The organism is Streptomyces sp. NPDC053076 (genome assembly GCF_044546845.1).
Taxonomy (GTDB): Bacteria; Actinomycetota; Actinomycetes; order Streptomycetales; family Streptomycetaceae; genus Streptomyces.
Genome location: NZ_JBITZL010000004.1, coordinates 1 through 21,873, shown reverse-complemented (window position 1 = coordinate 21,873; position 21,873 = coordinate 1). Strand labels below are relative to the sequence as shown.

The following is a 21,873-nucleotide window of genomic DNA, read 5'->3' as shown; positions in this document are numbered from 1 at the left end:
GCTCATTCGCCGAGTGAGCAGAAGTCCGCTTGCCATCAGTACCGACGCCCGCCCACGGCTCGGCACCCGGCAAGGTCAATCAGAACGAAAGGCATGGAAATGGCGACAGGGCGTCAGAAGGTAAGCGACGGCGACATTGTTGCCCTCGAAAAGGAGCTTGCGCACCGCTTCGAGGGAATCAAGGGCCAGCTCAGGGACCTGCAGAGCATCATCGACAGTCTCGAAGGTCACTGGAAGGGCATCGGCGCCGGCGCGTTCAACGCCAAGCAGACCGAGATCAACGAGCGCATGGTCCGCATCGGCAACATCCTCGCCAAGTTCATCGAGGCCATGAACAGCACCCGGAAGATCAAGGACAGCACCGAAGACGAGGTCCGCTCGCAGGTGCAGAGCATCGACGTGAACTACGGCGGCTCGCACTCCGCGCTGTCCAGCTACTGATCCCGGCCGCAACAACTTCTCAGCATCGGAGGCAATCATGAGCGCCCAGAACCTCGGCGACCTCGAAGTCTCGTACGGCAACCTCGACCACACCGCCACGCAGCTGGCCGACCACGCACGCAAGCTTGAGGAGAGCCTGGAGGCCATCAAGCAGAAGGTCGCCAGTGTGGCCGACATGTGGGAGGGCGAGGCCCACACCACGTACACCGAGCAGCAGGCCGCCTGGGACCGCGAGGCCCACGGCATCCACGAGGCCCTCGTCGCCATCGGCAAGGTCGTGCACTCGGCCGGCGGTGACTACCAGGGCGGCGACCGCAAGGCCGCCAGCTACTTCATGTAAGTCGGCTCCGCCGGACGGCCGGACCAACACAAGATCGCAGAGGGTGGGCACGCACGGGAGGTGCCCACCCTCTGGCGTGCCTGATGAAACAGCGGAACCAGACCAGACCGGAACAGGGAACGCACGCCACCGAGAGGGTCACGGCAGTGGTCACCGGGGGAGGAGCGGGTACCGCCGCCACACCGCGCCGACGGGTGGGTCCCGACACCCTGATCACCGCCCCGGACGACACCCGGGCCAAGGTCCCCGCCCCTGAGTGACGGTACATATCGTGACCAGCAACGACCACCCTGTGCTTCGCCAAGGCCACGGTGTCTGGGGCCCGGGTACGCCCCTTGCCGCTCCCGCTCCCGGTCTTCTTTGCGCTCCTCGGCGACGGGGCACATGCCTGGTACTCCGCCTATGCCGCGGGCGGCACCGTGAACGACCCGGTGATGCCCGTGCCCGGCTTGCACCCCAGCAGGCGGGAGAGCACGCGACTGGAACCGTGCAGGGCACGAAGGTAGTCCTCACGCGCCGTGGCGAGCGGCTCAGTGACCCTGTACAGGGGATCCACCTCCGCACGTACCAGTTGGGTGGATCCCTCGAACTTCGTGCTGGAGCAATCGAAATAGAGGAAACCAGCCCTGTTGCTGACGCGGGCTACTCTACCCATGCGATATGCCTTGAACTCGGAGTCGGCCGTGTCCACCGGCGGGGACTGCTGAGTAAGCGAGAAGTTCACCGTCAGAAAATCCGGTCGGGACGAACCCGTATGGAACCCACAGAAGGTGAAATGATCCCGGTCGGCTTTCCCGGTCAAGTACTGCGTGACCAGTTGGTCGGCCGTCAGTCGGACGTCGCCCGAATACTCAGCCTTTGTCGACGCGGGGACCCCCGCGAGCCGAAGCATCGCCGCTTTGGTCTGCGCATCCAGGACCTCGGCACAGGACTGTGCCGAGGTGCGTCGGGCAGACGGACTCCCACTCTCCGATTCCCCGCCCTGACAGCCGGCCACCGCCAACGCCAGGGTGAGCAGTACGGCAGTGGCGGCCAGGTGCTTCGTTCGGCGTGCGGATCGGCTAGGCATCGGACAGCACACCACGCTGACTCTCTCCGTTGGTTCCATCTATGTACCCGGTTTTCAGAGCCTCTTCCAGGTCCTGCCCGAATCCGCCGTCATCGTGTCGGATCCCGTGGTTTCCCATAAAGCTTTCCATCGGTGATGCAGCGGCTTTCTTGCCCTTGTCGTACACCTCTGCGGTCTGCTGGTGAATGGAGTCCGCGCTGTCCTTCTGCATCGTCTCGGCACTGTCACCGATCACGTTCGCTATCTGCTGCCCGATCGCGCCTTTACCGGCATCGGTGAAGACGGGAATGAGAGTCCCCGCAACGCCCGCTGCGGCCACCGGGGGGAGGAAAGCGGCGCCGGCGGCGATTCCTACACCGGCGCCGAACTGGAACCAGCCGGTCCTCTTCTGCAGGCTCTTGTTGTAGGCCTCGTCCGCGGCGATCCCCTCAGCCTTGATCTGGTCTGCGCGGGACTGGTCAAGAATTCCCTGTACCTGCGCGCCTGTACGGACGATCTCCCGCGCGTGTGGCTGGTTGATATGGCCGTCGTGAGCCTGTGCTTCCAGCGCGGTCGTTCCGTACACCTGTTGAGCGGTGGAGATCTCGGAGTATCCGTCCGGATGCTGTCCGACCGCGCTCAGGAACTTGATCGCGTTGGCCTCGCCGAACTGTGCATGGCCGCCGTCCGTCGGGTAGTATAGGCTGTCGGTTCGGTTGCCGTTCAATGCCCAGTTCAGGTCGTCGATGTATCCGGCTCCCATGCGGCCGAGGCTGTCCGCCATGGGGTCCTGAATTCTTTCCGGGTCGCTGTATGCCTCCACGACCTTTGCCATGATCGCGGCCGAGGTGTCGTCCCGCTTGAGCGTGGGCGCCGGGTCATCGTAGGAGTGTCCCAGGGTGGCCGCTTCCAGAGCGTGCCCCAGGGCGTCCGGGCCGCCCTCGCGGACATGGGTGGCGGCGTCACTGCCCGGCGCGACCAGGCTGTCCGGCGGCCACTCGAAGTCCTTCTTCGTCAGTTCGTCGAAGTATGAGTAGTCGAGGGTGGCGCCCGTCTTCACCGTGCCGTCCTCGTTGTACACCGTGGGCGTCATGTCGTCGGAGAAGAATTCTTTCGCCGCCTCTGGGCTATGGCCAAGCCCCTCCAGCACGCTGGTCAGCGGGTCATATCCGGCACCGTCCTTGCCCGACGGATTGAATCCCCAGTCGGTGTCGGAGCCACCTGTCATGGGTTTGTTGCCCATGAAGAACTCGGGGTTCTTGTGATGCAGTTGGACGATGTGCTCAGCGAGGGGATTGATGAACCTCGGATCGTAATTTCCATACCGCAGCAGGCCGCCGAGGATCTGGTACCCGTAGGGGGAGTTCATGGCACCGGGGTAAAGGTCGATCGACTTTGCACCCAGCTTCCGGAACTGTTCTCCCCAGCTGGATGGCAGATGCGACGTGTTGTCCGGGTCGGTGGCGCTGGCCAGGGCCACGCCCATATTGCGTTGGAGCTGTTTGGTCAGTTCCAGGCGCTCCTTGTTTTCACCCTCGGTTCCGTCGAGCGCCATATGTCCGTAGAATTCCAGCGCCTTCTCGGGACCGCCTAGTGACTTGTAGAACGCGGTGCTGAAGTCGGCGTCCTTCGCGTTCCACTTCATGATCGAGTTGAGTTCGGCGAACTGGCGGTCGCTCATCTTGGTGCCCAGCTTCGCCAATTCCGTGGCGCGCTGTTGCTCCGCATCGTCCAGCGAGGTGTACGTCTCGTGCCCGAAGTTGTGGGCGTCTTTGCCATGGCTCTTGGCGAGCGCGCGCGCCACCGAAGCGTCGATCTCCTGCGCGTGGGCCACGAGGTTGGCGATGTGTGTGGCCAACTCGTGCGCCTTGGCGCGCTCCTCGTCGGTGTGGGTGTCGTCCGTTGTCCGGTCGTGCGGAAAGAAGACGTGGATCACCGGGCCGTCGCCCTGGTTGCCGTAGTCGTCCACTTTGACGCCGAGCGCGGGCGCGTCCTTCTCCAGTGCCGATTTCAATTGCTTCTGGACTGGCACGAGTTCGGTGTGTGCGTCGCTGAGTACTTTGTAGATGCTGTCAGCCTCGGCGTGGGCGTCCCTGAACTCCTTGACTGTCTTGCGGACGAACTCTCGCGTAACGTCCGAGTTGACACCGGCCCACCGGGCGCTGTCGGCCTTCGCCTGTAATCCCCTCTCGGCTCTTGCCGCCAGATCATCGAGTTTGCCGACGACGGACTTCCAGTCGGTGACGCTGGACTCCAGTTTGCTCAGGTCGACTTCCAGCAGGCCGGTCATCGTGAGGCCGGACATCGTGTCCCCCGCTACTTGAAGTACTTGCTCAGTTCCGAGACGGGCACGGCGGAGCCGTTTGCCTGCTTGAGGCTGGCGGCAATCACGCCATCGTCATGGGCGTGCGTCTTCTGCGAGTAATTGAGGTGATTCGAAATGGTTGCGCAGGCCTGCAGGAGAGAATTCACCTGGTCGGTCCAGGTCGTGACGGTCTGGGACAGCGCGGCACCCATGGCGAAGCCCTGCCCCTTGAGTTCGTTCGCGGCCTGCATCGTGCTGCCGTTGCCCTGCTTGTCGGAGCCCATGCCGTCGATGTCCGCCTGCTTGTGAAGAGCGACGTGCAGTTCGTGTGCCTCATGCCCGACGGCGCCGAGGTCGTCCTGGTGGACGATCAGGTCCTGATCACCGCGGCCACCACCACTGTCTGCCAGTTGGTTCAACTGAGTGTGCGGGTTTTCCCCGTCAGCTGCCTGACGCTTGAGACTTTCCCACTCGTCCCACGCCATGGACGCTCCCCGTGTGCCGACTCCGAATGTGGCTGCTCAGCACGCGACGCTAACGGTGGGCCGGCAGTCGTCGCAAGGGATTCCGGTGAACTCGGCCGTAACCGGTCGCTTGGCTGCGATTTCTCTATACGCCGAATCCGGCGGCCGATGGACCGCCGGATTCAGAAAGGCGTTCTACTGATGTCGTTGCTTTGGAGAGCCCTCAGTACTCCACATCCACCAACCCCGTCTGAACCAACGGCTTACCCCGCTTCCGGGACACGAAGACGCCGCGGCCCGGCGGCATCGGACGCGGGCGGACTCCGCCGAGGACGTCGCCCTCGGCCGGGTCGCCGGCCATGATGAGGCCCTGGGCGCCGAGTTCCTTCATGCGCTGCATGAACGGCTCGTAGGAGGCCCGCCCCGCGCCCGCGGAGGAGCGGGCGATGATGAAGCGGACGCCGACGTCGCGGGCGAACGGCAGCATCTCCGTCAGGCCGCTGAGCGGGTTGCCGCTGGACGTGGAGACCAGGTCGTAGTCGTCGATGACGACGAAGACCTGCGGACCCCGCCACCAGCTCCGGTCCCGCAGCTGCTGCGCCGTGACGTCGGCCGTCGGCGTGCGGCGCTGCATGAGGTCGGCCAGGGCCGCCATGTGGTGGTCCATCTGGCTCGACATCGGGATGTACTCCGCCAGGTGGGACGCCGGCGTGACGTCCAGCAGCGAGCGGCGGTTGTCCACCACGAAGAACTTCGCCTCGTCACCGCCGTACTGCAGCGACAGCTGCCTGATCAGCAGCCGCAGCAGGTTGGACTTGCCGGACTCGCTCTCGCCGAAGACGAGGAAGAACGGGTCCTGGTCGAAGTCGAGGAACACCGGCTCCAGGTTCTCCTCGTCCAGCGCGAAGGCGATGCCCCGATCCCGGAAACGGTCGCCCGGCGGCAGCTTGACCGCCTCCAGCTGGCGCGGCAGCAGCCGCACCTTGGGCGCGCCCGGCGCCTGCCAGTGACGCCCGACCTCGGTGGTCAGCGCGGCCGTGGCCTCGGCCAGGTCCGTGTCGGAGGTGAGCCCGTCGATGCGCGGCACCGCCGCCATGAAGTGCAGCTTCTGCGGGGAGAGGCCGCGGCCGGGGACGCCCGCGGGGACGTTCACCGCCACCTTGCGGTCGATCTCCGAGTCCATCACGTCACCCAGCCGCAGCTCCAGGCGGTTCATCAGGTGGTCCTTGAGGTTCGCCCGGACCTCCATCGAGCGGGACGCCGTCAGGACGAGGTGGATGCCGTAGCCGAGGCCGCGCGCGGCGATGTCCAGGACCGCCGGCTCCAGGCCCTCGTAGTCCGTACGGAAGTTGCCCCAGCCGTCGATGACGAGGAAGACGTCACCCCAGGGCTGGTCCGTGACGGAGATGTCGCCGCGGGCCCGCCGGGCGCGGAAGTCGGCGATCGAGGCGATGCCGGCCGTACGGAAGTACTCCTCGCGGCGGGTCAGGACGCCGTACACCTCGGAGACCGTACGGCGGACGCGTTCGGGGTCCAGGCGCGAGGCGATGCCGCCGACGTGCGGCAGACCGCCCACCGCGGCCATACCGCCACCACCGAAGTCCAGGCCGTAGAACTGCACCTCGTGCGGGGTGTGCGTCAGCGCGAAGGAGCAGATCAGCGTCCGCAGGAACGTGGACTTGCCGGACTGGGGACCACCGATGACCTGCATGTGGCCGGCCGCGCCCGAGAAGTCGAGCATCAGACGGTCGCGGCGCTGCTCGTACGGCTTGTCGACCAGACCGGCCGGGACGACCAGGCGGCCCGCGCCCTCGTAGTTGGGCTGGGTGAGACCGCGGCCCTGCACCGCCGCCAGGCCGGGCAGCAGCGCGTCCAGCGACGGCGGGCTCTCCAGCGGCGGCAGCCACACCTGGTGCGCCGCCGGGCCCTGCGCCTCCAGCCGGCGCACGATCACGTCGAGGACCGTGTCGGCCAGCGCCTCGTCCACCTCGGGCTCGGACCGCGTGCGCTGCTGCGGGATCGCGCTGTACTGCACCGGCACCTCGGCGGCCGTGAACAGGACCGGCCGCCGGTCCACCGGCAGCTGCCCGCCGGGCAGGGCGGCCCGCTGCGGCCCCGCGCGGTACACACCGGAGACGTACGCCGCCTTGAACCGCACCATCTCGTCCGTACCGAACTTCAGGAAGCCGGAACCGGGGACGTTCGGGAGTTCGTAGGCGTCGGGGACGCCGAGCGCGGCACGGGACTCTGCCGCGGAGAAGGTGCGCAGACCGATGCGGTACGACAGGTACGTCTCCAGGCCGCGCAGCCGGCCCTCCTCCAGGCGCTGCGAGGCGAGCAGCAGGTGCACGCCCAGCGAGCGGCCGATACGGCCGATCTGCACGAACATCTCGATGAAGTCCGGCTTGGCGGTCAGCAGCTCGCTGAACTCGTCGATCACCAGCACGAGGGAGGGGATCGGCTGGAGCGGGGCGCCCGCCGCGCGCGCCTTCTCGTAGTCGTGGATGTTGGCGTAGTTGCCGGCGTCGCGCAGCATCTCCTGGCGCCGGTTGAGTTCACCGCGGATCGAGTCGCCCATGCGGTCGACCAGGGTGAGGTCGTCGGCGAGGTTGGTGATGACGGCCGCCACGTGCGGCATCTGCGCCATGCCGGCGAAGGTCGCACCACCCTTGAAGTCCGCGAGGACGAAGTTCAGGGTCTCCGAGGAGTGGGTGACCGCGAGACCCAGCACCAGCGTGCGCAGCAGCTCCGACTTGCCCGAACCGGTCGCGCCGACGCACAGGCCGTGCGGGCCCATGCCCTCCTGCGCGGCCTCCTTCAGGTCGAGCATCACGGGCCGGCCGTCCTCGCCGAGACCGATCGGCACCCGCAGGCGTTCGGCGAGCGCGCGCGGGCGCCAGGTCCGCTTGGTGTCGACGGACGCCGCGTCACCGAGGCCCAGCAGGTCGGTGAACTCCAGGTTGGCAAGCAGCGGCTCGTCGTCGTCACCGCCCGACGCCACGCGCAGCGGTGCCAGTTGCCGGGCCAGCGCCTCGGCGGACTCGTAGGAGAGGACGTCCGGGCTGCCCTCGTACACCTCGCCGTGCCCGGACTCCAGGCGCAGCAGGCCGGGCTGCACGACGATGGACAGGTCGCCGCCCGCCGTCGTGAGCTCGCCCGGCACCACCTCCAGCACGGTGACACCCTGGAGGCCCTCCGGGTTGGCGAGCACCGAGTCCGGCAGCAGGGAGAGGTCGTCCAGTACGAGCACGATGTGCGGCTCGTCCAGCAGCGGCCCGGCACCGGGATGGAAGCGTGGCCGGCCGGTCAGCCGGGTGGACAGCAGGTCCTCCAGCTCGCGCGGGTCGGTGCCGATCAGCCGGCGCGAGCCGGCGCCGTCCAGTGCGCCGGGCACCTGCACGTGCGGCAGCCACTTCGCCCAGTCCCACTGGGGCAGCGCCTCCCGACCCGCGGCCACCGCGATGACCAGATCCTGCGGGGAGTGCAGTGAGGCCAGCGAGCCGACCAGGGCGCGGGCCGAGGCCCGTACGGACTGCGGTTCACCGCTGACCGTGACGTGGTAGAAGGCGCGCAGCGACACCGCCATCGGCAGGTCGCCGACGGTGGCGTGGGCGGCGAGGAAACGCTGCATCGCGCCCGCGGTCAGCGGCTCCAGCTGCTCGACGGGACCGGTCTCCGGGGCGACGAGCGGGGTCGCCAGCGGCTGCGGGCCCAGGCCGATGCGAACGTGCGCGAAGTCCTCGTCGCCGGGCCGCCGCTCCCACACCCGGCTGCCCTCGGCGACGAGCGCCCACAGCTGCTCGGGGGAGGGGTGCAGGTAGTACTGCGCGTCCCGCTGCGTCTTCGCCGTGCTGACGGCGGACTTGCGCGTCTGCGACAGATAACTGAGGTAGTCGCGGCGCATGTCGGCCAGCTGGCCCTGCGAGCCGCGGCGGAAGCGGACCACCATCGCGATGGACATCGCCACCGTCGAGGCGATCATGATCATGCCCATGATCTTCATGAACGGCTGGCCGTTCGTGAAGAAGAAGACCACCGAGCCGCCCATGCCCAGCGTGGGCAGGAGCTGCATGAGCACGCTCTCCTGAGCCCCCCGCGGCAATTCGGGCGGTGGCTGGACAGCGACCTCTTCCGTGGGCACTTCGGACGGAAGCGCCCGTGGAGGGCGCTTTACGACGATCTGGCTCACCGCTCACCAATTCCCTTGCCCGACCCAGGCGTTCCGCCCACCGCCCCGTGTCCGGCGAGCGCAGGCCGCCGCGTGATCCTACTGAGTTCATCCGGCACGGGTGAGCGGTAGGGTGCCGGATGTTCGCGTGAGCACACGCCGAGCCGGCTGGATACACCGGGGCAAACCCCTCAATGGAGGGGCGGTAGGACCCCGGGATCCAGTCGTGCGGAACCCGTGCCGCCGTCCACCGGGCAAACCGGCACGGGACCTTCACGACATACACGCACCACCACCACTGAGGGGGAGCAGCAGGTGAGCATGACGGCCGCCGCCACCGGCGGACCCGGGACGGGAGCCCCTTCCGGGTCCGGCACCGGACTCGGCTTCTGCCGGGTCACCATCGTCGCGCCGGACAGCCGTATCGACGTGGCACTGCCCGACGACGTCCCGGTCGCCGACCTCTATCCGGAGATCCTGCGGCTGTCCCAGCAGAGCCCCGCGGCGGGCGCCCCGGTCGGCTACCACCTCGTCCGCACCGACGGCACCGTGCTGGACAGTGCCCGCTCCTTCGCCGCCCAGCGCATCCTGGACGGCGAACTCCTCACCCTGCGCCCGTTCGCGGAATCGCTGCCGCCGGCCGTCTTCGACGACGTCGCCGAGGCCGTGGCCTCCTCCGTCACCAAGCAGCACAAGTTGTGGAGCGGCGACCTGACCCGGGCCGCGGGCCTCGTCGGCGGCGGCGTGCTGCCCGCACTGCTCGCGTTCGTCGCCTGGACCGCCGACCCGCGCCACGACATGCACGGCCTGGCCGGCATCCTCGCCGCCGTCACCGGAATCCTCCTGGTCGTGCTCTCCGCGGTCCGCGCCCGCGTCTACGACGACCGCGGCTCGGCCGTCGCCCTCGGCCTCGGCGCGCTGCCCAACATCGGCGTCGCGGGCAGCGGGCTGCTGCCGCTGAGCGACGGCGAGGGCATCGGCAGACTCCAGTTCCTGCTGGCGTGCGCGGCCGTGCTCGTCGCCGCCCTGGTCCTCGCCCTGTGCTCACCGCACGGGGACGGCCCCTTCGTCGCCTTCGTGTTCGCCTCGACGATCGCCCTGATCGTCGTCTTCGTCGCCACCCTCACCGACTGGGCGCCCAGGGAGATGGCCGGCCTGTGCGCACCGGTCGCCGTCGGCGCGCTCGCCTTCCTGCCCGGCATGTCCATGCGGTTCGCCCGGCTGCCGATCGGCTTCGAGAACCCCAGCAGCGGCGCCCCCCGCTCCGCCTACGGCGCCGAGACCGCGACGCAGGAGCCGGTGGACACCGACCGCATCGAGGCGCAGGCGCGACGCGGCCATGAACTCCTCGTCGGACTGGTCGGCGGCTGCGCGCTGCTCGCCGTCGGCGCGTCGGCCGTGCTGGGCTTCTCCGACGACGTCTGGGCCCAGCTGCTCGCGTTCGTCACCGGCGTCGCCATGCTCATGCGCGCCGGCCTCTTCCGCTACACCGCCCAGGTCGCCTCCGTGCTGGCCGCCGGCCTCGCCTCCCTGGTCCTGCTCGGCCTCGGCCTCGCCCTCAACCCGCCGCAGCACATCATGCGCGCGGCGCTGGCCGGCGACCGTACCGACCTCGACATCCGCACCGTCTGGCTGATCGCGGCCATCGCCCTGGCCGCGACCCTGGTGACGGCCCTGGGCCTGATCCTGCCGCGCCGCGGACTGACCCCCTTCTGGGGACGCTTCCTGGAGATCTGCGAGGGCTTCGTCCTGCTGACCCTGATCCCGCTCGCCCTGGCCGTCTTCGACGTGTACGCGAAGGCCCGCGCCATGACCAGCTAGCAGCCGGAAAAGGGGGAAGGGGCGGCACGCGCGCGTGCCGCCCCTTCCCCCTTTTCCGGCTGCTGCTCACTGCACGTCGAGCCCACCGTTGTGCGCCATGGGCTTCAGATCGAACTCCCCGTCCCGGGCTCCCAGCACGAACGCCCGCCACTCCGCCTCGGTGTAGCGCAGCACGGTGGCAGGGTCGAGGGAGGACCGCATCGCCACCGCCCCGCCGGGCAGGTACGCGATCTCCACCCGCTCCTCCTGCTCCTCCGTGCCCGGCGCGCAGTGCCACTCGACGCCGGAGATGTCGAGCGCGTACAGCTCGTCCCGCTCCCGCTCCTTGCGCGCCTTGATCTCCGCTTCCGTCTCCGCCATGGTGCAGCGACCCCTTCCCGAGGTAGGTACGGTCCCGGCGCTCACCCTAGTGGCGGACGCCGCGCCGGCAGGACGGTTCGCCGACCGTGCGTAAGGCACCCGCCATCGGCTGGTACCCTGAGTGACGGCCGTTTGTGTACGCACCCCCGGAACCCTTCGTGTTCTGGAGGCCGCGCCCAGCGGATCCCCGCCTCCCGAGTAACGGAAGCTCCCTCGCGATGAAGACCGGGGGCACTCGGTGGCCATTCACAGACTATGAGGAGTACGCGTGTCGCTCGACGCCGCCACGAAGAAGCAGATCATCTCCGAGTTCGGTACCCAGGAGGGTGACACCGGCTCCCCCGAGGTCCAGGTCGCTCTGCTCTCCCGTCGGATCTCCGACCTGACGGAGCACCTCAAGACCCACAAGCACGACCACCACTCCCGCCGTGGCCTGCTGATCCTCGTCGGTCAGCGCCGTCGCCTGCTGCAGTACCTGGCGAAGAAGGACATCCAGCGCTTCCGTGCGCTGGTCGACCGCCTCGGCATCCGTCGCGGTGCGGCGGGCGCGAAGTAAGACGCCATGAGGGGAGCGGTTCCCGGACGAAGTCGGGGACCGCTCCCCTTGCCGTTTGCGGGGCTCCGCCGCGCACCCGGCACCCTTCGTCGTACAAGCGGAAACGTGCGGAGTGTCACTCACGCTTTGTAGTGTGGTAGCACAACGCAAGACGTACGACACAGAACGAGGAGACGCGCACCACGCCGCCGCCGGTCCTCGGTAGTGGCCCCCGGGGGGAAGCGAGCCCCGGGTGCTTCGATCGAAGACCGGCCCGCACCGCACGGAGCGCCTCTCCACCACCGTCCCCCTGCCACACGGGCAGCACAGGGACGAAGACGAGGAGAAAACGCTAGTGGAGAACGAGACCCACTACGCCGAGGCCGTTATCGACAACGGTCCCTTCGGCACCCGCACCATCCGTTTCGAGACGGGCCGCCTGGCCAAGCAGGCCGCCGGCTCCGCCGTGGCGTACCTGGACGACGACACCATGGTGCTGTCGGCCACCACCGCCTCCAAGAACCCCAAGGACCAGCTCGACTTCTTCCCCCTCACGGTGGACGTCGAGGAGCGGATGTACGCCGCCGGCAAGATCCCCGGCAGCTTCTTCCGCCGTGAGGGCCGCCCCTCCGAGGACGCGATCCTCACCTGCCGCCTGATCGACCGCCCGCTGCGCCCCTCCTTCAAGAAGGGCCTGCGCAACGAGATCCAGGTCGTCGCCACGATCATGGCGCTCAACCCCGACCACCTGTACGACGTCGTGGCGATCAACGCCGCGTCCGCGTCCACGCAGCTGGCCGGCCTGCCCTTCTCCGGCCCGATCGGCGGCGTCCGCGTCGCACTGATCCGCGGCCAGTGGGTCGCGTTCCCGACGCACACCGAGCTCGAGGACGCCGTCTTCGACATGGTGGTCGCCGGCCGCGTCCTGGAGGACGGCGACGTCGCGATCATGATGGTCGAGGCCGAGGCCACCGAGAAGACCATCAAGCTGGTCGAGGACGGCTCCGAGGCGCCGACCGAGGAGGTCGTCGCCGCCGGTCTGGAGGCCGCGAAGCCCTTCATCAAGGTCCTGTGCCGCGCGCAGGCCGACCTCGCCGCCAAGGCCGCGAAGCCGACCGGCGAGTTCCCGATCTTCCTCGACTACCAGGACGACGTCCTGGAGGCCCTGACCGCGGCCGTCCGCCCCGAGCTGGCCCAGGCGCTCACCATCGCCGGCAAGCAGGAGCGCGAGGCCGAGCTGGACCGCGTCAAGGCGCTCGCCGCCGAGAAGCTCCTGCCGGAGTTCGAGGGCCGCGAGAAGGAGATCTCCGCCGCGTACCGCTCGCTCACCAAGCAGCTGGTCCGCGAGCGTGTGATCAAGGAGAAGAAGCGCATCGACGGCCGCGGTGTCACCGACATCCGCACCCTTGCCGCCGAGGTCGAGGCCATCCCGCGGGTGCACGGCTCCGCGGTGTTCGAGCGTGGCGAGACCCAGATCCTGGGCGTCACCACCCTCAACATGCTGCGCATGGAGCAGCAGCTGGACACCCTCTCCCCGGTGACCCGCAAGCGCTACATGCACAACTACAACTTCCCGCCGTACTCCACCGGTGAGACCGGCCGCGTCGGCTCCCCGAAGCGCCGCGAGATCGGCCACGGCGCCCTCGCCGAGCGCGCCCTCGTGCCGGTGCTGCCGACGCGCGAGGAGTTCCCCTACGCGATCCGTCAGGTCTCCGAGGCGCTGAGCTCCAACGGCTCGACGTCCATGGGCTCGGTCTGCGCCTCCACCATGTCGCTGCTCAACGCCGGTGTGCCGCTGAAGGCCCCGGTCGCCGGTATCGCCATGGGCCTGATCTCCCAGGACATCGAGGGCGAGACGCACTACGTCACGCTCACCGACATCCTCGGTGCCGAGGACGCCTTCGGTGACATGGACTTCAAGGTCGCCGGCACGAAGGACTTCGTGACCGCCCTCCAGCTCGACACCAAGCTGGACGGCATCCCGGCCTCCGTCCTGGCCGCGGCCCTCAAGCAGGCCCGCGACGCCCGCCTCCACATCCTCGACGTGATGATGGAGGCCATCGACCGGCCCGACGAGATGTCCCCGAACGCTCCGCGGATCATCACCGTCAAGATCCCGGTGGACAAGATCGGTGAGGTCATCGGCCCCAAGGGCAAGATGATCAACCAGATCCAGGAGGACACCGGCGCCGACATCACGATCGAGGACGACGGCACGATCTACATCGGCGCGGTCGACGGACCGTCCGCCGAGGCCGCCCGCGCCACGATCAACGGCATCGCCAACCCGACGATGCCCGAGGTCGGCGAGCGCTACCTGGGTACGGTCGTCAAGACCACCACCTTCGGTGCGTTCGTCTCCCTGCTGCCCGGCAAGGACGGTCTGCTGCACATCTCGCAGATCCGCAAGCTCGCCGGCGGCAAGCGCGTGGAGAACGTCGAGGACGTCCTCGGTGTGGGCCAGAAGGTCCAGGTCGAGATCGCCGAGATCGACTCGCGCGGCAAGCTCTCCCTCATTCCCGTGGTCGAGGGCGAGGAAGGCGACGAGACGCAGAAGGACGACGCCGAGCAGTGACGTCCCGTAGCTCCAAGGCGACGGCCCGCACCTCTTCGGAGGCGCGGGCCGTCGCCCGTACCCAAACCCTCATCAAGGGCCAGAACGGCATCGGCACGGTCCGCAAGACCACCCTCCCGGGCGGCCTGCGCATCGTCACCGAGACCCTGCCCTCGGTCCGCTCCGCAACCTTCGGCATCTGGGCGCACGTCGGCTCCCGCGACGAGACCCCGGCCCTGAACGGCGCCACGCACTACCTGGAGCACCTGCTCTTCAAGGGCACCGCGAAGCGCAGCGCGCTGGACATCTCCTCCGCCCTCGACGCCGTCGGCGGCGAGATGAACGCGTTCACGGCCAAGGAGTACACGTGCTACTACGCACGCGTGCTCGACACCGACCTGCCGCTCGCCATCGACGTGGTCTGCGACATGCTGACCGGCTCGCTCATCCTCGAGGAGGACGTCGACGTCGAGCGCGGCGCGATCCTCGAAGAGATCGCGATGACCGAGGACGACCCGGGCGACTGTGTGCACGACCTGTTCGCGCACACCATGTTCGGCGACAACGCCCTCGGCCGCCCGGTCCTCGGCACGGTCGACACCGTCAACGCCCTCAGCGCCGAACGCATCCGCCGCTTCTACAAGAAGCACTACGACCCGACCCACCTCGTGGTCGCCTGCGCCGGCAACATCGACCACAACAAGGTCGTACGCCAGGTCCGCGCGGCCTTCGAGAAGGCGGGCGCCCTGCAGAACACGGACGCTCAGCCGATCGCCCCGCGCGACGGCAGCCGTCGGATCCGCGCCTCCGGCAAGGTCGAGCTGCTGGCCCGCAAGACCGAGCAGGCGCACGTCGTCCTCGGCCTGCCCGGCCTCGCCCGCACCGACGACCGCCGCTGGGCCATGGGCGTGCTCAACACCGCCCTCGGCGGCGGCATGTCCTCCCGCCTCTTCCAGGAGGTCCGGGAGAAGCGCGGCCTCGCCTACAGCGTGTACTCCTACACCTCCGGCTTCGCCGACTGCGGCCTGTTCGGCGTCTACGCCGGCTGCCGGCCCAGCCAGGTCCACGACGTGCTGCGGATCTGCCGCGACGAACTCGACCACGTCGCGCAGAACGGCCTCACCGACGACGAGATCGCCCGCGCGATCGGCCAGCTCCGGGGCTCCACGGTCCTGGGCCTGGAGGACACCGGCGCGCTGATGAACCGTATCGGCAAGAGCGAGCTGTGCTGGGGCGAGCAGATGTCCGTGGACGACATGCTGGGGAAGATAGCCGCGGTGACGCCGGACGAGGTCCGTTCGGTCGCCCGCGACCTTCTCGGGCAGCGTCCGTCGCTGTCGGTCATCGGCCCGCTCAAGGACAAGCAGGCCGCCCGGCTGCACGACGCGGTCGCCTGAAACACCACCGGTTAGGAAGCAGGAACATGAGCAAGCTGCGCGTGGCGGTCCTCGGTGCCAAGGGCCGGATCGGGGCCGAGGCGGTCAAGGCGGTCGAGGCCGCCGAGGACATGGAACTGGTCGCCGCCCTCGGCCGGGGCGACAAGCTGGAGACCCTGGCGGACACCGGCGCCCAGGTCGCCGTCGAGCTGACGACCCCCGCCTCGGTCATGGGCAACCTCGACTTCTGCGTGCGTCACGGCATCCACGCCGTCGTCGGTACGACGGGATGGACCGAGGATCGCCTCGCGCAGCTGGAGGGCTGGCTCGCCCAGTCCCCGGGGACCGGCGTGCTCATCGCGCCGAACTTCTCCATCGGGGCCGTGCTGACGATGAAGTTCGCGCAGATCGCCGCGCCGTACTTCGAGTCGGTCGAGGTCGTCGAGCTGCACCACCCGAACAAGGTGGACGCCCCCTCCGGCACCGCCACCCGCACGGCCCAGCTCATCGCCGAGGCCCGCCGGGCGGCCGGCACGGCCCCGGCGCCGGACGCCACGGTCACCGCCCTGGACGGCGCCCGCGGCGCCAGCGTGGACGGCGTCCCCGTGCACGCCGTCCGCCTGCGCGGCCTCCTGGCCCACCAGGAGGTCCTCCTCGGCGGCGAGGGCGAGACCCTCACCGTCCGCCACGACTCCCTGCACCACAGCAGCTTCATGCCGGGCATCCTGCTCGGCGCCCGCCGTGTGGTGACGACTCCGGGCCTCACGTTCGGCCTGGAGCACTTCCTGGACCTGAGCTGAGACAGACGCCTGCGATGCGCGCGAAGATCACCTACCTCGTCACGGCCGCCGTCCTGGTCTTCTACTTCGTCCTGGTCGGCAGTCGCGGCGTCATGCTCATCCAGTCCGGCACGCTCATCACCGTCACCTTCGGCGTGGCGGTGCTGGTCCTGCCGGTCATCGGCCTGTGGTTCCTGTGGAAGAACACCCAGTTCGTCCGCAGGGCCAACCAGCTCGCCGCCGAACTCGAGGCCGAGGGCGGCTTGCCCGTCGACGAGCTGAAGCGGCTGCCCAGCGGCCGGATCGACCGGGACTCGGCCGACGAGGTCTTCGCCAAGCGCAAGGCCGAGACGGAGGCGTCCCCCGGCGACTGGCGTTGCTGGTTCCGGCTCGCCGTCGCCTACCACGACGCCCGCGACACCCCACGCGCCCGCAAGGCGATGCAGCGCGCCATCGCCCTGCACGAAGGACGCCCCGCCCGGGCCTGACCCACCCGGGCACCGGAAGGCGGCCCACCTCACCGGAAGGTAGGCCGGCCTCGGGTGACTCACACACCGAAGGGCCGGCCCGCGTCACCGCGGGCCGGCCCTTCGGCTTCGTTGCGGAATCAGCCACGCCGGTGCTCCGCGGCCCACGCCTCCACCGCGTCCGCCGCCCGGTCGAAGCCCACCGGCCGGCCGACGAAGTCCAGGCCGTGCGTGGTCAGCAGCGGCGGGGTGTCCTCGGCGGGCCGGTCCCTGCGCACGAGCGCCAGCGCCTGGCCCTGCACCGTGCGCGGCAGCCCCAGCCAGCGCACCGGCTGCTGCACCGTCCGCACCGAGAGGACCCGTGCCCACGGCAGCGTCCGCGTCAGCAGGAAGCCGGTCCGGCGAAGTCCGTGCCTGCTCACCCACACCCCCATGCGCAGCAGCCGCAACGAGCCGGCGACGATCGCCAGGCCCGCGACGAGGACTGCCCCGCCGGACGAGACGGAGCCGGTCAGCGTGATGAGCACCGCGCCGAACAGGACGAACGAGGCGAGCAACAGCCCCAGCGCGGCCGTGCCCACGCGCCAGGGGCCGGGCCGGTAGGGACGCCGCCAGCGGTCCGGGTCGTCGTAGGGCAGCGCACTGTCGGCTGCCATCTCGAAGGTGCGGTCGGCCGTCAGAAAGGGCAGGGGCACGGCTGGTCCTCACTCGCTCCTCGCGTGGGCTGTGCCCGGTGAGGCTATCCGGCCGTGTTGTCGCTCACCAGCCTGGAGCGTCCGGAAGGGTCAGTGCCCCCGCTCAGTGCCCCTGGGACGCCTGGGACTGCTGAGCCGGCGTACCGGACGGCGGAGAGAGCGCCGGAGTGCCGACGATCAGGGCACCGACGAGCCCCGCGACGAGGGTGAGGCCCAGCAGCCAGCGGCCGGCCATCTCGCCGAAGGACACCCGCTGACGGGGCGGGGGAGTGACATTGCTGCGGAACCTCTGGGCCTCGGCCAGGAAGGCGAAGGGGACGGGCTCGCGCCGACGGAACATGGGGGAAGCACCTCTCCTCTCGGGATCGAACGGGTGGTTCTCACCGGTACAGACGCTTCAGTGGCACAAAAGGTGCCCATGTCGGGAAAACTCGTGCGGTTGTGCGGTGAGGTCACGGTTCGGGTCTGCGGCGGGTGCCCCGATACAGTGGGCGCGAATCCCAGAAGTGATGGAAGGACCCTCGTGACCAGCACCCCGGACGGCGAGTTCAAGATCGATCTGCGCGGAGATGTCACCGTCGAACTGGTCAAGCACAGCGCGGCCGACGCCGACGTGCTCTTTGCGGCCCGTGTCTCCACCGCCGGCGAGCAGTCCCTGGACGAGCTGAAGAAGGACCCGGAGCGCTCCAAGGGCCTGATCAACTTCCTGATGCGCGACCGGCACGGCAGCCCGTTCGAGCACAACTCGATGACGTTCTTCATCAGCGCCCCGATCTTCGTCTTCCGCGAGTTCATGCGGCACCGCGTCGGCTGGTCGTACAACGAGGAGTCCGGCCGCTACCGGGAGCTCCAGCCGGTCTTCTACGTCCCCGACGCCGACCGCAAGCTCGTGCAGGAGGGCCGCCCCGGGAAGTACGTCTTCGTCGAGGGCACCCAGGCCCAGCACGAGGCGGTCAGCAGCACCCTGCGGGAGTCCTACGAGCAGGCGTACGCGGCCTACCAGAAGCTCCTCGCCGAGGGAGTGGCCCGCGAGGTCGCCCGCGCCGCCCTCCCCGTCGGCCTCTACTCCTCGATGTACGCCACCTGCAACGCGCGCTCCCTCATGCACTTCCTCGGCCTGCGCACCCAGCACGAGCTGGCCAAGGTGCCGAGCTTCCCGCAGCGGGAGATCGAGATGGTCGCCGAGAAGATGGAGGCGGAGTGGGCGAAGCTCATGCCGCTGACCTACGCCGCCTTCAATGCGAACGGGCGTGTGGCCCCGTAGCGAAGGTCTGTTCCCCTGCCGGGAACGGATGTATGGGTCAGCCTCGTGAAGTGTCCGGATTGCGGCATTTAGTGAAGTTCATCTAGCCTGATCAAACGGACCCGGCACTGCTTGAACCCCCGAGCAGGCAGTGCCGGGCTCCATTTTTGTCCTGACTTTCCCGACACCCCACGGGCGCACCCCACATCTGGCACCGAGTAGCGTGTTACCCATGGCTCCGACCTCGACTCCGCAGACCCCCTTCGGGCGGGTCCTCACCGCCATGGTCACGCCCTTCACGGCGGACGGCGCACTCGACCTCGACGGCGCGCAGCGGCTCGCCGCCCACCTGGTGGACGCCGGCAACGACGGCCTGATCGTCAACGGCACCACCGGCGAGTCCCCCACCACCAGTGACGCGGAGAAATCGGATCTCGTACGAGCCGTCCTGGAGGCCGTCGGCGACCGCGCCCACGTCGTCGCCGGCGTCGGAACCAACGACACCCGCCACAGCCTCGAGCTGGCCCGCGAGGCCGAGCGCATCGGCGCCCACGGCCTCCTGGTCGTCACGCCGTACTACAACAAGCCCCCCCAGGAGGGCCTGTACCGGCACTTCACGACCGTCGCAGACGCCACCGGCCTGCCGGTCATGCTCTACGACATCCCCGGCCGCAGCGGCGTCCCGATCAGCACCGAGACCCTCGTCCGGCTCGCCGAGCACCCCCGGATCGTCGCCAACAAGGACGCCAAGGGCGACCTCGGCCGCGCCAGCTGGGCCATCGCCCAGTCCGGCCTCGCCTGGTACTCCGGCGACGACATGCTGAACCTGCCGCTGCTCTCCGTGGGCGCGGTCGGCTTCGTCTCGGTCGTCGGCCACCTGGTCACCCCGGACCTGCGCGCCCTGGTCGACGCGTATGTCTCCGGTGACGTCGTCAAGGCCGCCGAGATCCACCAGAAGCTGCTCCCGGTCTACACCGGCATGTTCCGCACCCAGGGCGTCATGACCACCAAGGCCGCACTCGCCCTGCAGGGCCTGCCCGCGGGACCGCTGCGCTCGCCCATGGTCGAGTGCTCGCCCGAGGAGATCGCCCAGCTCAAGATCGATCTTGCGGCCGGCGGGGTACAGCTCTGACAACAGACTTTGCACCACCTGAGCTTCACAACTGAATCCACAACCGCATACACAGGCCACCGGTGCCTGCATCCACAACGACAACTGCTTCGCACGAACGTCATACGCGCCACGTGCCCTACCGGTACGTGGCGCGCATGGTTGAGGAGGGTCTTTTGAGTCATCCGCATCCTGAACTCGGCTCGCCGCCGCCGCTCCCCGAGGGCGGCCTGCGGGTCACCCCGCTCGGCGGCCTCGGCGAGATCGGCCGGAACATGACGGTCTTCGAGTACGGCGGCCGTTTGCTGATCGTCGACTGCGGAGTGCTCTTCCCCGAGGAGGAGCAGCCCGGAGTCGACCTGATCCTGCCGGACTTCTCGTCCATCCGGGACCGCCTCGACGACATCGAGGGCATCGTCCTCACGCACGGGCACGAGGACCACATCGGTGGTGTCCCCTTCCTGCTCCGCGAGAAGCCGGACATCCCGCTGATCGGCTCCAAGCTCACGCTGGCCCTGATCGAGGCCAAGCTCCAGGAGCACCGGATCCGCCCGTACACCCTGGAGGTGGCGGAGGGCAACCGCGAGCGCGTCGGCCCCTTCGACTGCGAGTTCGTCGCGGTCAACCACTCCATCCCGGACGCCCTCGCGGTCGCGATCCGTACCCCCGCCGGCATGGTGGTGCACACCGGCGACTTCAAGATGGACCAGCTCCCGCTGGACAACCGCCTCACCGACCTGCACGCCTTCGCCCGGCTCAGCGAGGAGGGCATCGACCTGCTCCTCGCCGACTCCACGAACGCCGAGGTCCCGGGCTTCGTCCCGCCCGAGCGGGACATCTCCAACGTCCTGCGCACGGTCTTCGCCAACGCCGACAAGCGGATCATCGTGGCCAGCTTCGCCAGCCACGTCCACCGCATCCAGCAGATCCTGGACGCGGCCCACGAGTACGGCCGCCGGGTCGCCTTCGTCGGCCGCTCCATGGTCCGCAACATGGGCATCGCCCGCGACCTCGGCTATCTGAAGGTGCCGCCGGGCCTGGTGGTCGACGTCAAGACGCTCGACGACCTGCCCGACCACGAGGTGGTCCTCGTCTGCACGGGCTCCCAGGGCGAGCCGATGGCCGCCCTGTCCCGCATGGCCAACCGCGACCACCAGATCCGCATCGTCGACGGCGATACGGTCATCCTGGCGTCCTCGCTGATCCCCGGGAACGAGAACGCGGTCTACCGAGTGATCAACGGCCTGACCCGCTGGGGCGCCAACGTCGTCCACAAGGGCAACGCCAAGGTGCACGTCTCCGGCCACGCGTCCGCGGGCGAGCTGCTGTACTTCTACAACATCTGCCGCCCCCGAAACCTGATGCCGGTGCACGGTGAATGGCGCCACCTGCGCGCCAACGCCGAACTCGGCGCATTGACGGGCGTCCCGCACGACCGGATCGTCATCGCCGAGGACGGCGTGGCGGTGGACCTGATCGACGGCAAGGCCAAGATCTCCGGCAAGGTCCAGGCCGGTTACGTCTACGTCGACGGCCTCTCCGTCGGCGACGTCGGCGAGCCGGCCCTGAAGGACCGCAAGATCCTTGGCGACGAGGGCATCATCTCGGTCTTCGTGGTCGTGGACTCCTCGACGGGCAAGATCACCGGTGGTCCGCACGTCCAGGCCCGTGGCTCCGGCATCGAGGACTCGGCCTTCGCCGACGTCCTTCCGAAGATCACGGAGGTGCTGGAGCGGTCCGCCCAGGACGGCGTGGTGGAGCCCCACCAGCTCCAGCAGCTCATCCGGCGGACCCTCGGCAAGTGGGTCTCGGACAGGTATCGCCGCAGGCCGATGATCCTGCCGGTGGTCGTGGAGGTCTGACGCCCCGTCGGTGCCGGACCGGAGCGGGTCGCCTCGATTTGCATCGGGGGGACCCGCTCCAGTACGTTTACGGCTCCGCCCAACCGGGAACCCCAGCACTTCACGCGCTGGACACGGATGCCCGGAGCGGGTGGGAAAACCGACTCAGAACTTCTGATAAAGTCGGAACCGCCGGAAAGGGAAACGCGAGAGCGGGAACCTGGAAAGCACCGAGGAAATCGGATCGAGAAAAGATCTGATAGAGTCGGAAACACCGAAGGGAAGCCCGGAGGAAAGCCCGAGAGGGTGAGTACAAAGGAAGCGA

General features: G+C 68.8%; 18 protein-coding genes. 11 read left to right on the top strand and 7 right to left on the bottom strand.

Going from position 1 to position 21,873, the window contains the following annotated elements; translation table 11 throughout:
• Positions 1-99 precede the first annotated feature (99 nt).
• Both ACIGYR_RS17615 and ACIGYR_RS17610 read left to right on the top strand, forming a co-directional pair.
• Positions 100-441, top strand: a complete 342-nt coding sequence (locus tag ACIGYR_RS17615; RefSeq protein WP_391847406.1) for a WXG100 family type VII secretion target — start codon at positions 100-102, stop codon at positions 439-441.
• Positions 442-478: 37 nt separating this feature from the next.
• A complete protein-coding gene (locus ACIGYR_RS17610; RefSeq protein ID WP_391847381.1) occupies positions 479-781 on the top strand; it encodes a WXG100 family type VII secretion target in 303 nt (100 codons plus the stop codon).
• Positions 782-1,181: 400 nt separating this feature from the next.
• Here ACIGYR_RS17610 and ACIGYR_RS17605 read toward each other — a convergent pair whose 3' ends face one another.
• The 4 genes from ACIGYR_RS17605 to eccCa all read right to left on the bottom strand — a co-directional run bounded on the left by ACIGYR_RS17605 (position 1,182) and on the right by eccCa (position 8,787).
• Positions 1,182-1,673: a hypothetical protein gene (locus tag ACIGYR_RS17605; RefSeq protein ID WP_399598530.1), complete on the bottom strand. Its 492-nt coding sequence runs from the start codon at positions 1,671-1,673 to the stop codon at positions 1,182-1,184.
• Positions 1,674-1,842: 169 nt separating this feature from the next.
• Positions 1,843-4,134, bottom strand: a complete 2,292-nt coding sequence (locus tag ACIGYR_RS17600) for a hypothetical protein (RefSeq protein WP_399598533.1) — start codon at positions 4,132-4,134, stop codon at positions 1,843-1,845.
• An 11-nt stretch (positions 4,135-4,145) separates the two neighbouring features.
• Positions 4,146-4,619, bottom strand: coding sequence for a hypothetical protein (locus tag ACIGYR_RS17595; RefSeq protein WP_399598536.1), 474 nt, complete (start codon positions 4,617-4,619; stop codon positions 4,146-4,148).
• Between the two features lie 202 nt (positions 4,620-4,821).
• Positions 4,822-8,787, bottom strand: coding sequence for a type VII secretion protein EccCa (gene eccCa, locus ACIGYR_RS17590; protein ID WP_399598537.1), 3,966 nt, complete (start codon positions 8,785-8,787; stop codon positions 4,822-4,824).
• Positions 8,788-9,087: 300 nt separating this feature from the next.
• Between eccCa and eccD the strand changes: the two genes are divergently transcribed.
• Positions 9,088-10,587 (top strand): type VII secretion integral membrane protein EccD, encoded by a 1,500-nt coding sequence (gene eccD / locus ACIGYR_RS17585; RefSeq protein ID WP_399598675.1) that lies wholly within the window; start codon positions 9,088-9,090, stop codon positions 10,585-10,587.
• A 66-nt stretch (positions 10,588-10,653) separates the two neighbouring features.
• Here eccD and ACIGYR_RS17580 read toward each other — a convergent pair whose 3' ends face one another.
• A complete protein-coding gene (locus tag ACIGYR_RS17580; protein WP_399598539.1) occupies positions 10,654-10,947 on the bottom strand; it encodes a DUF397 domain-containing protein in 294 nt (97 codons plus the stop codon).
• A 268-nt stretch (positions 10,948-11,215) separates the two neighbouring features.
• Here ACIGYR_RS17580 and rpsO point away from each other — a divergent pair, with 268 nt between their 5' ends.
• The 5 genes from rpsO to ACIGYR_RS17555 all read left to right on the top strand — a co-directional run bounded on the left by rpsO (position 11,216) and on the right by ACIGYR_RS17555 (position 16,679).
• The gene (gene rpsO / locus ACIGYR_RS17575; protein ID WP_133047446.1) at positions 11,216-11,503 is read left to right on the top strand and encodes a 30S ribosomal protein S15; all 288 of its coding nucleotides are present in this window, start codon (positions 11,216-11,218) and stop codon (positions 11,501-11,503) included.
• A gap of 334 nt (positions 11,504-11,837) precedes the next feature.
• The gene (locus ACIGYR_RS17570; protein ID WP_391847387.1) at positions 11,838-14,057 is read left to right on the top strand and encodes a polyribonucleotide nucleotidyltransferase; all 2,220 of its coding nucleotides are present in this window, start codon (positions 11,838-11,840) and stop codon (positions 14,055-14,057) included.
• Positions 14,054-15,433, top strand: coding sequence for a M16 family metallopeptidase (locus ACIGYR_RS17565; protein WP_391847388.1), 1,380 nt, complete (start codon positions 14,054-14,056; stop codon positions 15,431-15,433). Before ACIGYR_RS17570 ends, ACIGYR_RS17565 begins: the two co-directional genes overlap by 4 nt.
• A 26-nt stretch (positions 15,434-15,459) precedes the next feature.
• Positions 15,460-16,212: a 4-hydroxy-tetrahydrodipicolinate reductase gene (gene dapB / locus ACIGYR_RS17560; protein ID WP_399598544.1), complete on the top strand. Its 753-nt coding sequence runs from the start codon at positions 15,460-15,462 to the stop codon at positions 16,210-16,212.
• Between the two features lie 14 nt (positions 16,213-16,226).
• Complete coding sequence (locus ACIGYR_RS17555) at positions 16,227-16,679, top strand: hypothetical protein (protein ID WP_399598547.1); 453 nt, start codon at positions 16,227-16,229, stop codon at positions 16,677-16,679.
• A 119-nt stretch (positions 16,680-16,798) separates the two neighbouring features.
• Here the strand turns inward: ACIGYR_RS17555 and ACIGYR_RS17550 are convergent, their stop codons facing one another.
• Complete coding sequence (locus ACIGYR_RS17550; protein ID WP_399598549.1) at positions 16,799-17,353, bottom strand: hypothetical protein; 555 nt, start codon at positions 17,351-17,353, stop codon at positions 16,799-16,801.
• A 103-nt stretch (positions 17,354-17,456) separates the two neighbouring features.
• Positions 17,457-17,693 carry a hypothetical protein gene (locus ACIGYR_RS17545; protein WP_399598552.1) on the bottom strand — a complete coding sequence of 79 codons (237 nt, stop codon included), beginning with the start codon at positions 17,691-17,693 and terminating at the stop codon, positions 17,457-17,459.
• Between the two features lie 183 nt (positions 17,694-17,876).
• On the opposite strand from ACIGYR_RS17545, the gene thyX reads away from it, so the two are divergent.
• The 3 genes from thyX (at position 17,877) to ACIGYR_RS17530 (ending at position 21,569) form a co-directional block, all read left to right on the top strand.
• Entirely contained in the window at positions 17,877-18,617 is a 741-nt protein-coding gene (gene thyX / locus ACIGYR_RS17540; RefSeq protein ID WP_391847393.1) for an FAD-dependent thymidylate synthase, read from the top strand.
• A gap of 211 nt (positions 18,618-18,828) precedes the next feature.
• A complete protein-coding gene (dapA, locus tag ACIGYR_RS17535) occupies positions 18,829-19,728 on the top strand; it encodes a 4-hydroxy-tetrahydrodipicolinate synthase (RefSeq protein ID WP_399598554.1) in 900 nt (299 codons plus the stop codon).
• Between the two features lie 155 nt (positions 19,729-19,883).
• Positions 19,884-21,569 carry a ribonuclease J gene (locus tag ACIGYR_RS17530; protein ID WP_391847395.1) on the top strand — a complete coding sequence of 562 codons (1,686 nt, stop codon included), beginning with the start codon at positions 19,884-19,886 and terminating at the stop codon, positions 21,567-21,569.
• Positions 21,570-21,873 lie beyond the last annotated feature (304 nt).

Excerpts from the sequence above, each read along its gene's own strand:
- ACIGYR_RS17615 (WP_391847406.1), top strand. The coding sequence starts at position 100 with ATGGCGACAGGGCGTCAGAAGGTAAGCGACGGCGACATTGTTGCCCTC.
- ACIGYR_RS17610 (WP_391847381.1), top strand. The coding sequence starts at position 479 with ATGAGCGCCCAGAACCTCGGCGACCTCGAAGTCTCGTACGGCAACCTC.
- ACIGYR_RS17605 (WP_399598530.1), bottom strand. The coding sequence starts at position 1,673 with ATGCTTCGGCTCGCGGGGGTCCCCGCGTCGACAAAGGCTGAGTATTCG.
- ACIGYR_RS17600 (WP_399598533.1), bottom strand. The coding sequence starts at position 4,134 with ATGTCCGGCCTCACGATGACCGGCCTGCTGGAAGTCGACCTGAGCAAA.
- ACIGYR_RS17595 (WP_399598536.1), bottom strand. The coding sequence starts at position 4,619 with ATGGCGTGGGACGAGTGGGAAAGTCTCAAGCGTCAGGCAGCTGACGGG.
- eccD (WP_399598675.1), top strand. The coding sequence starts at position 9,088 with ATGACGGCCGCCGCCACCGGCGGACCCGGGACGGGAGCCCCTTCCGGG.
- ACIGYR_RS17580 (WP_399598539.1), bottom strand. The coding sequence starts at position 10,947 with ATGGCGGAGACGGAAGCGGAGATCAAGGCGCGCAAGGAGCGGGAGCGG.
- dapB (WP_399598544.1), top strand. The coding sequence starts at position 15,460 with ATGAGCAAGCTGCGCGTGGCGGTCCTCGGTGCCAAGGGCCGGATCGGG.
- ACIGYR_RS17555 (WP_399598547.1), top strand. The coding sequence starts at position 16,227 with ATGCGCGCGAAGATCACCTACCTCGTCACGGCCGCCGTCCTGGTCTTC.
- ACIGYR_RS17545 (WP_399598552.1), bottom strand. The coding sequence starts at position 17,693 with ATGTTCCGTCGGCGCGAGCCCGTCCCCTTCGCCTTCCTGGCCGAGGCC.
- dapA (WP_399598554.1), top strand. The coding sequence starts at position 18,829 with ATGGCTCCGACCTCGACTCCGCAGACCCCCTTCGGGCGGGTCCTCACC.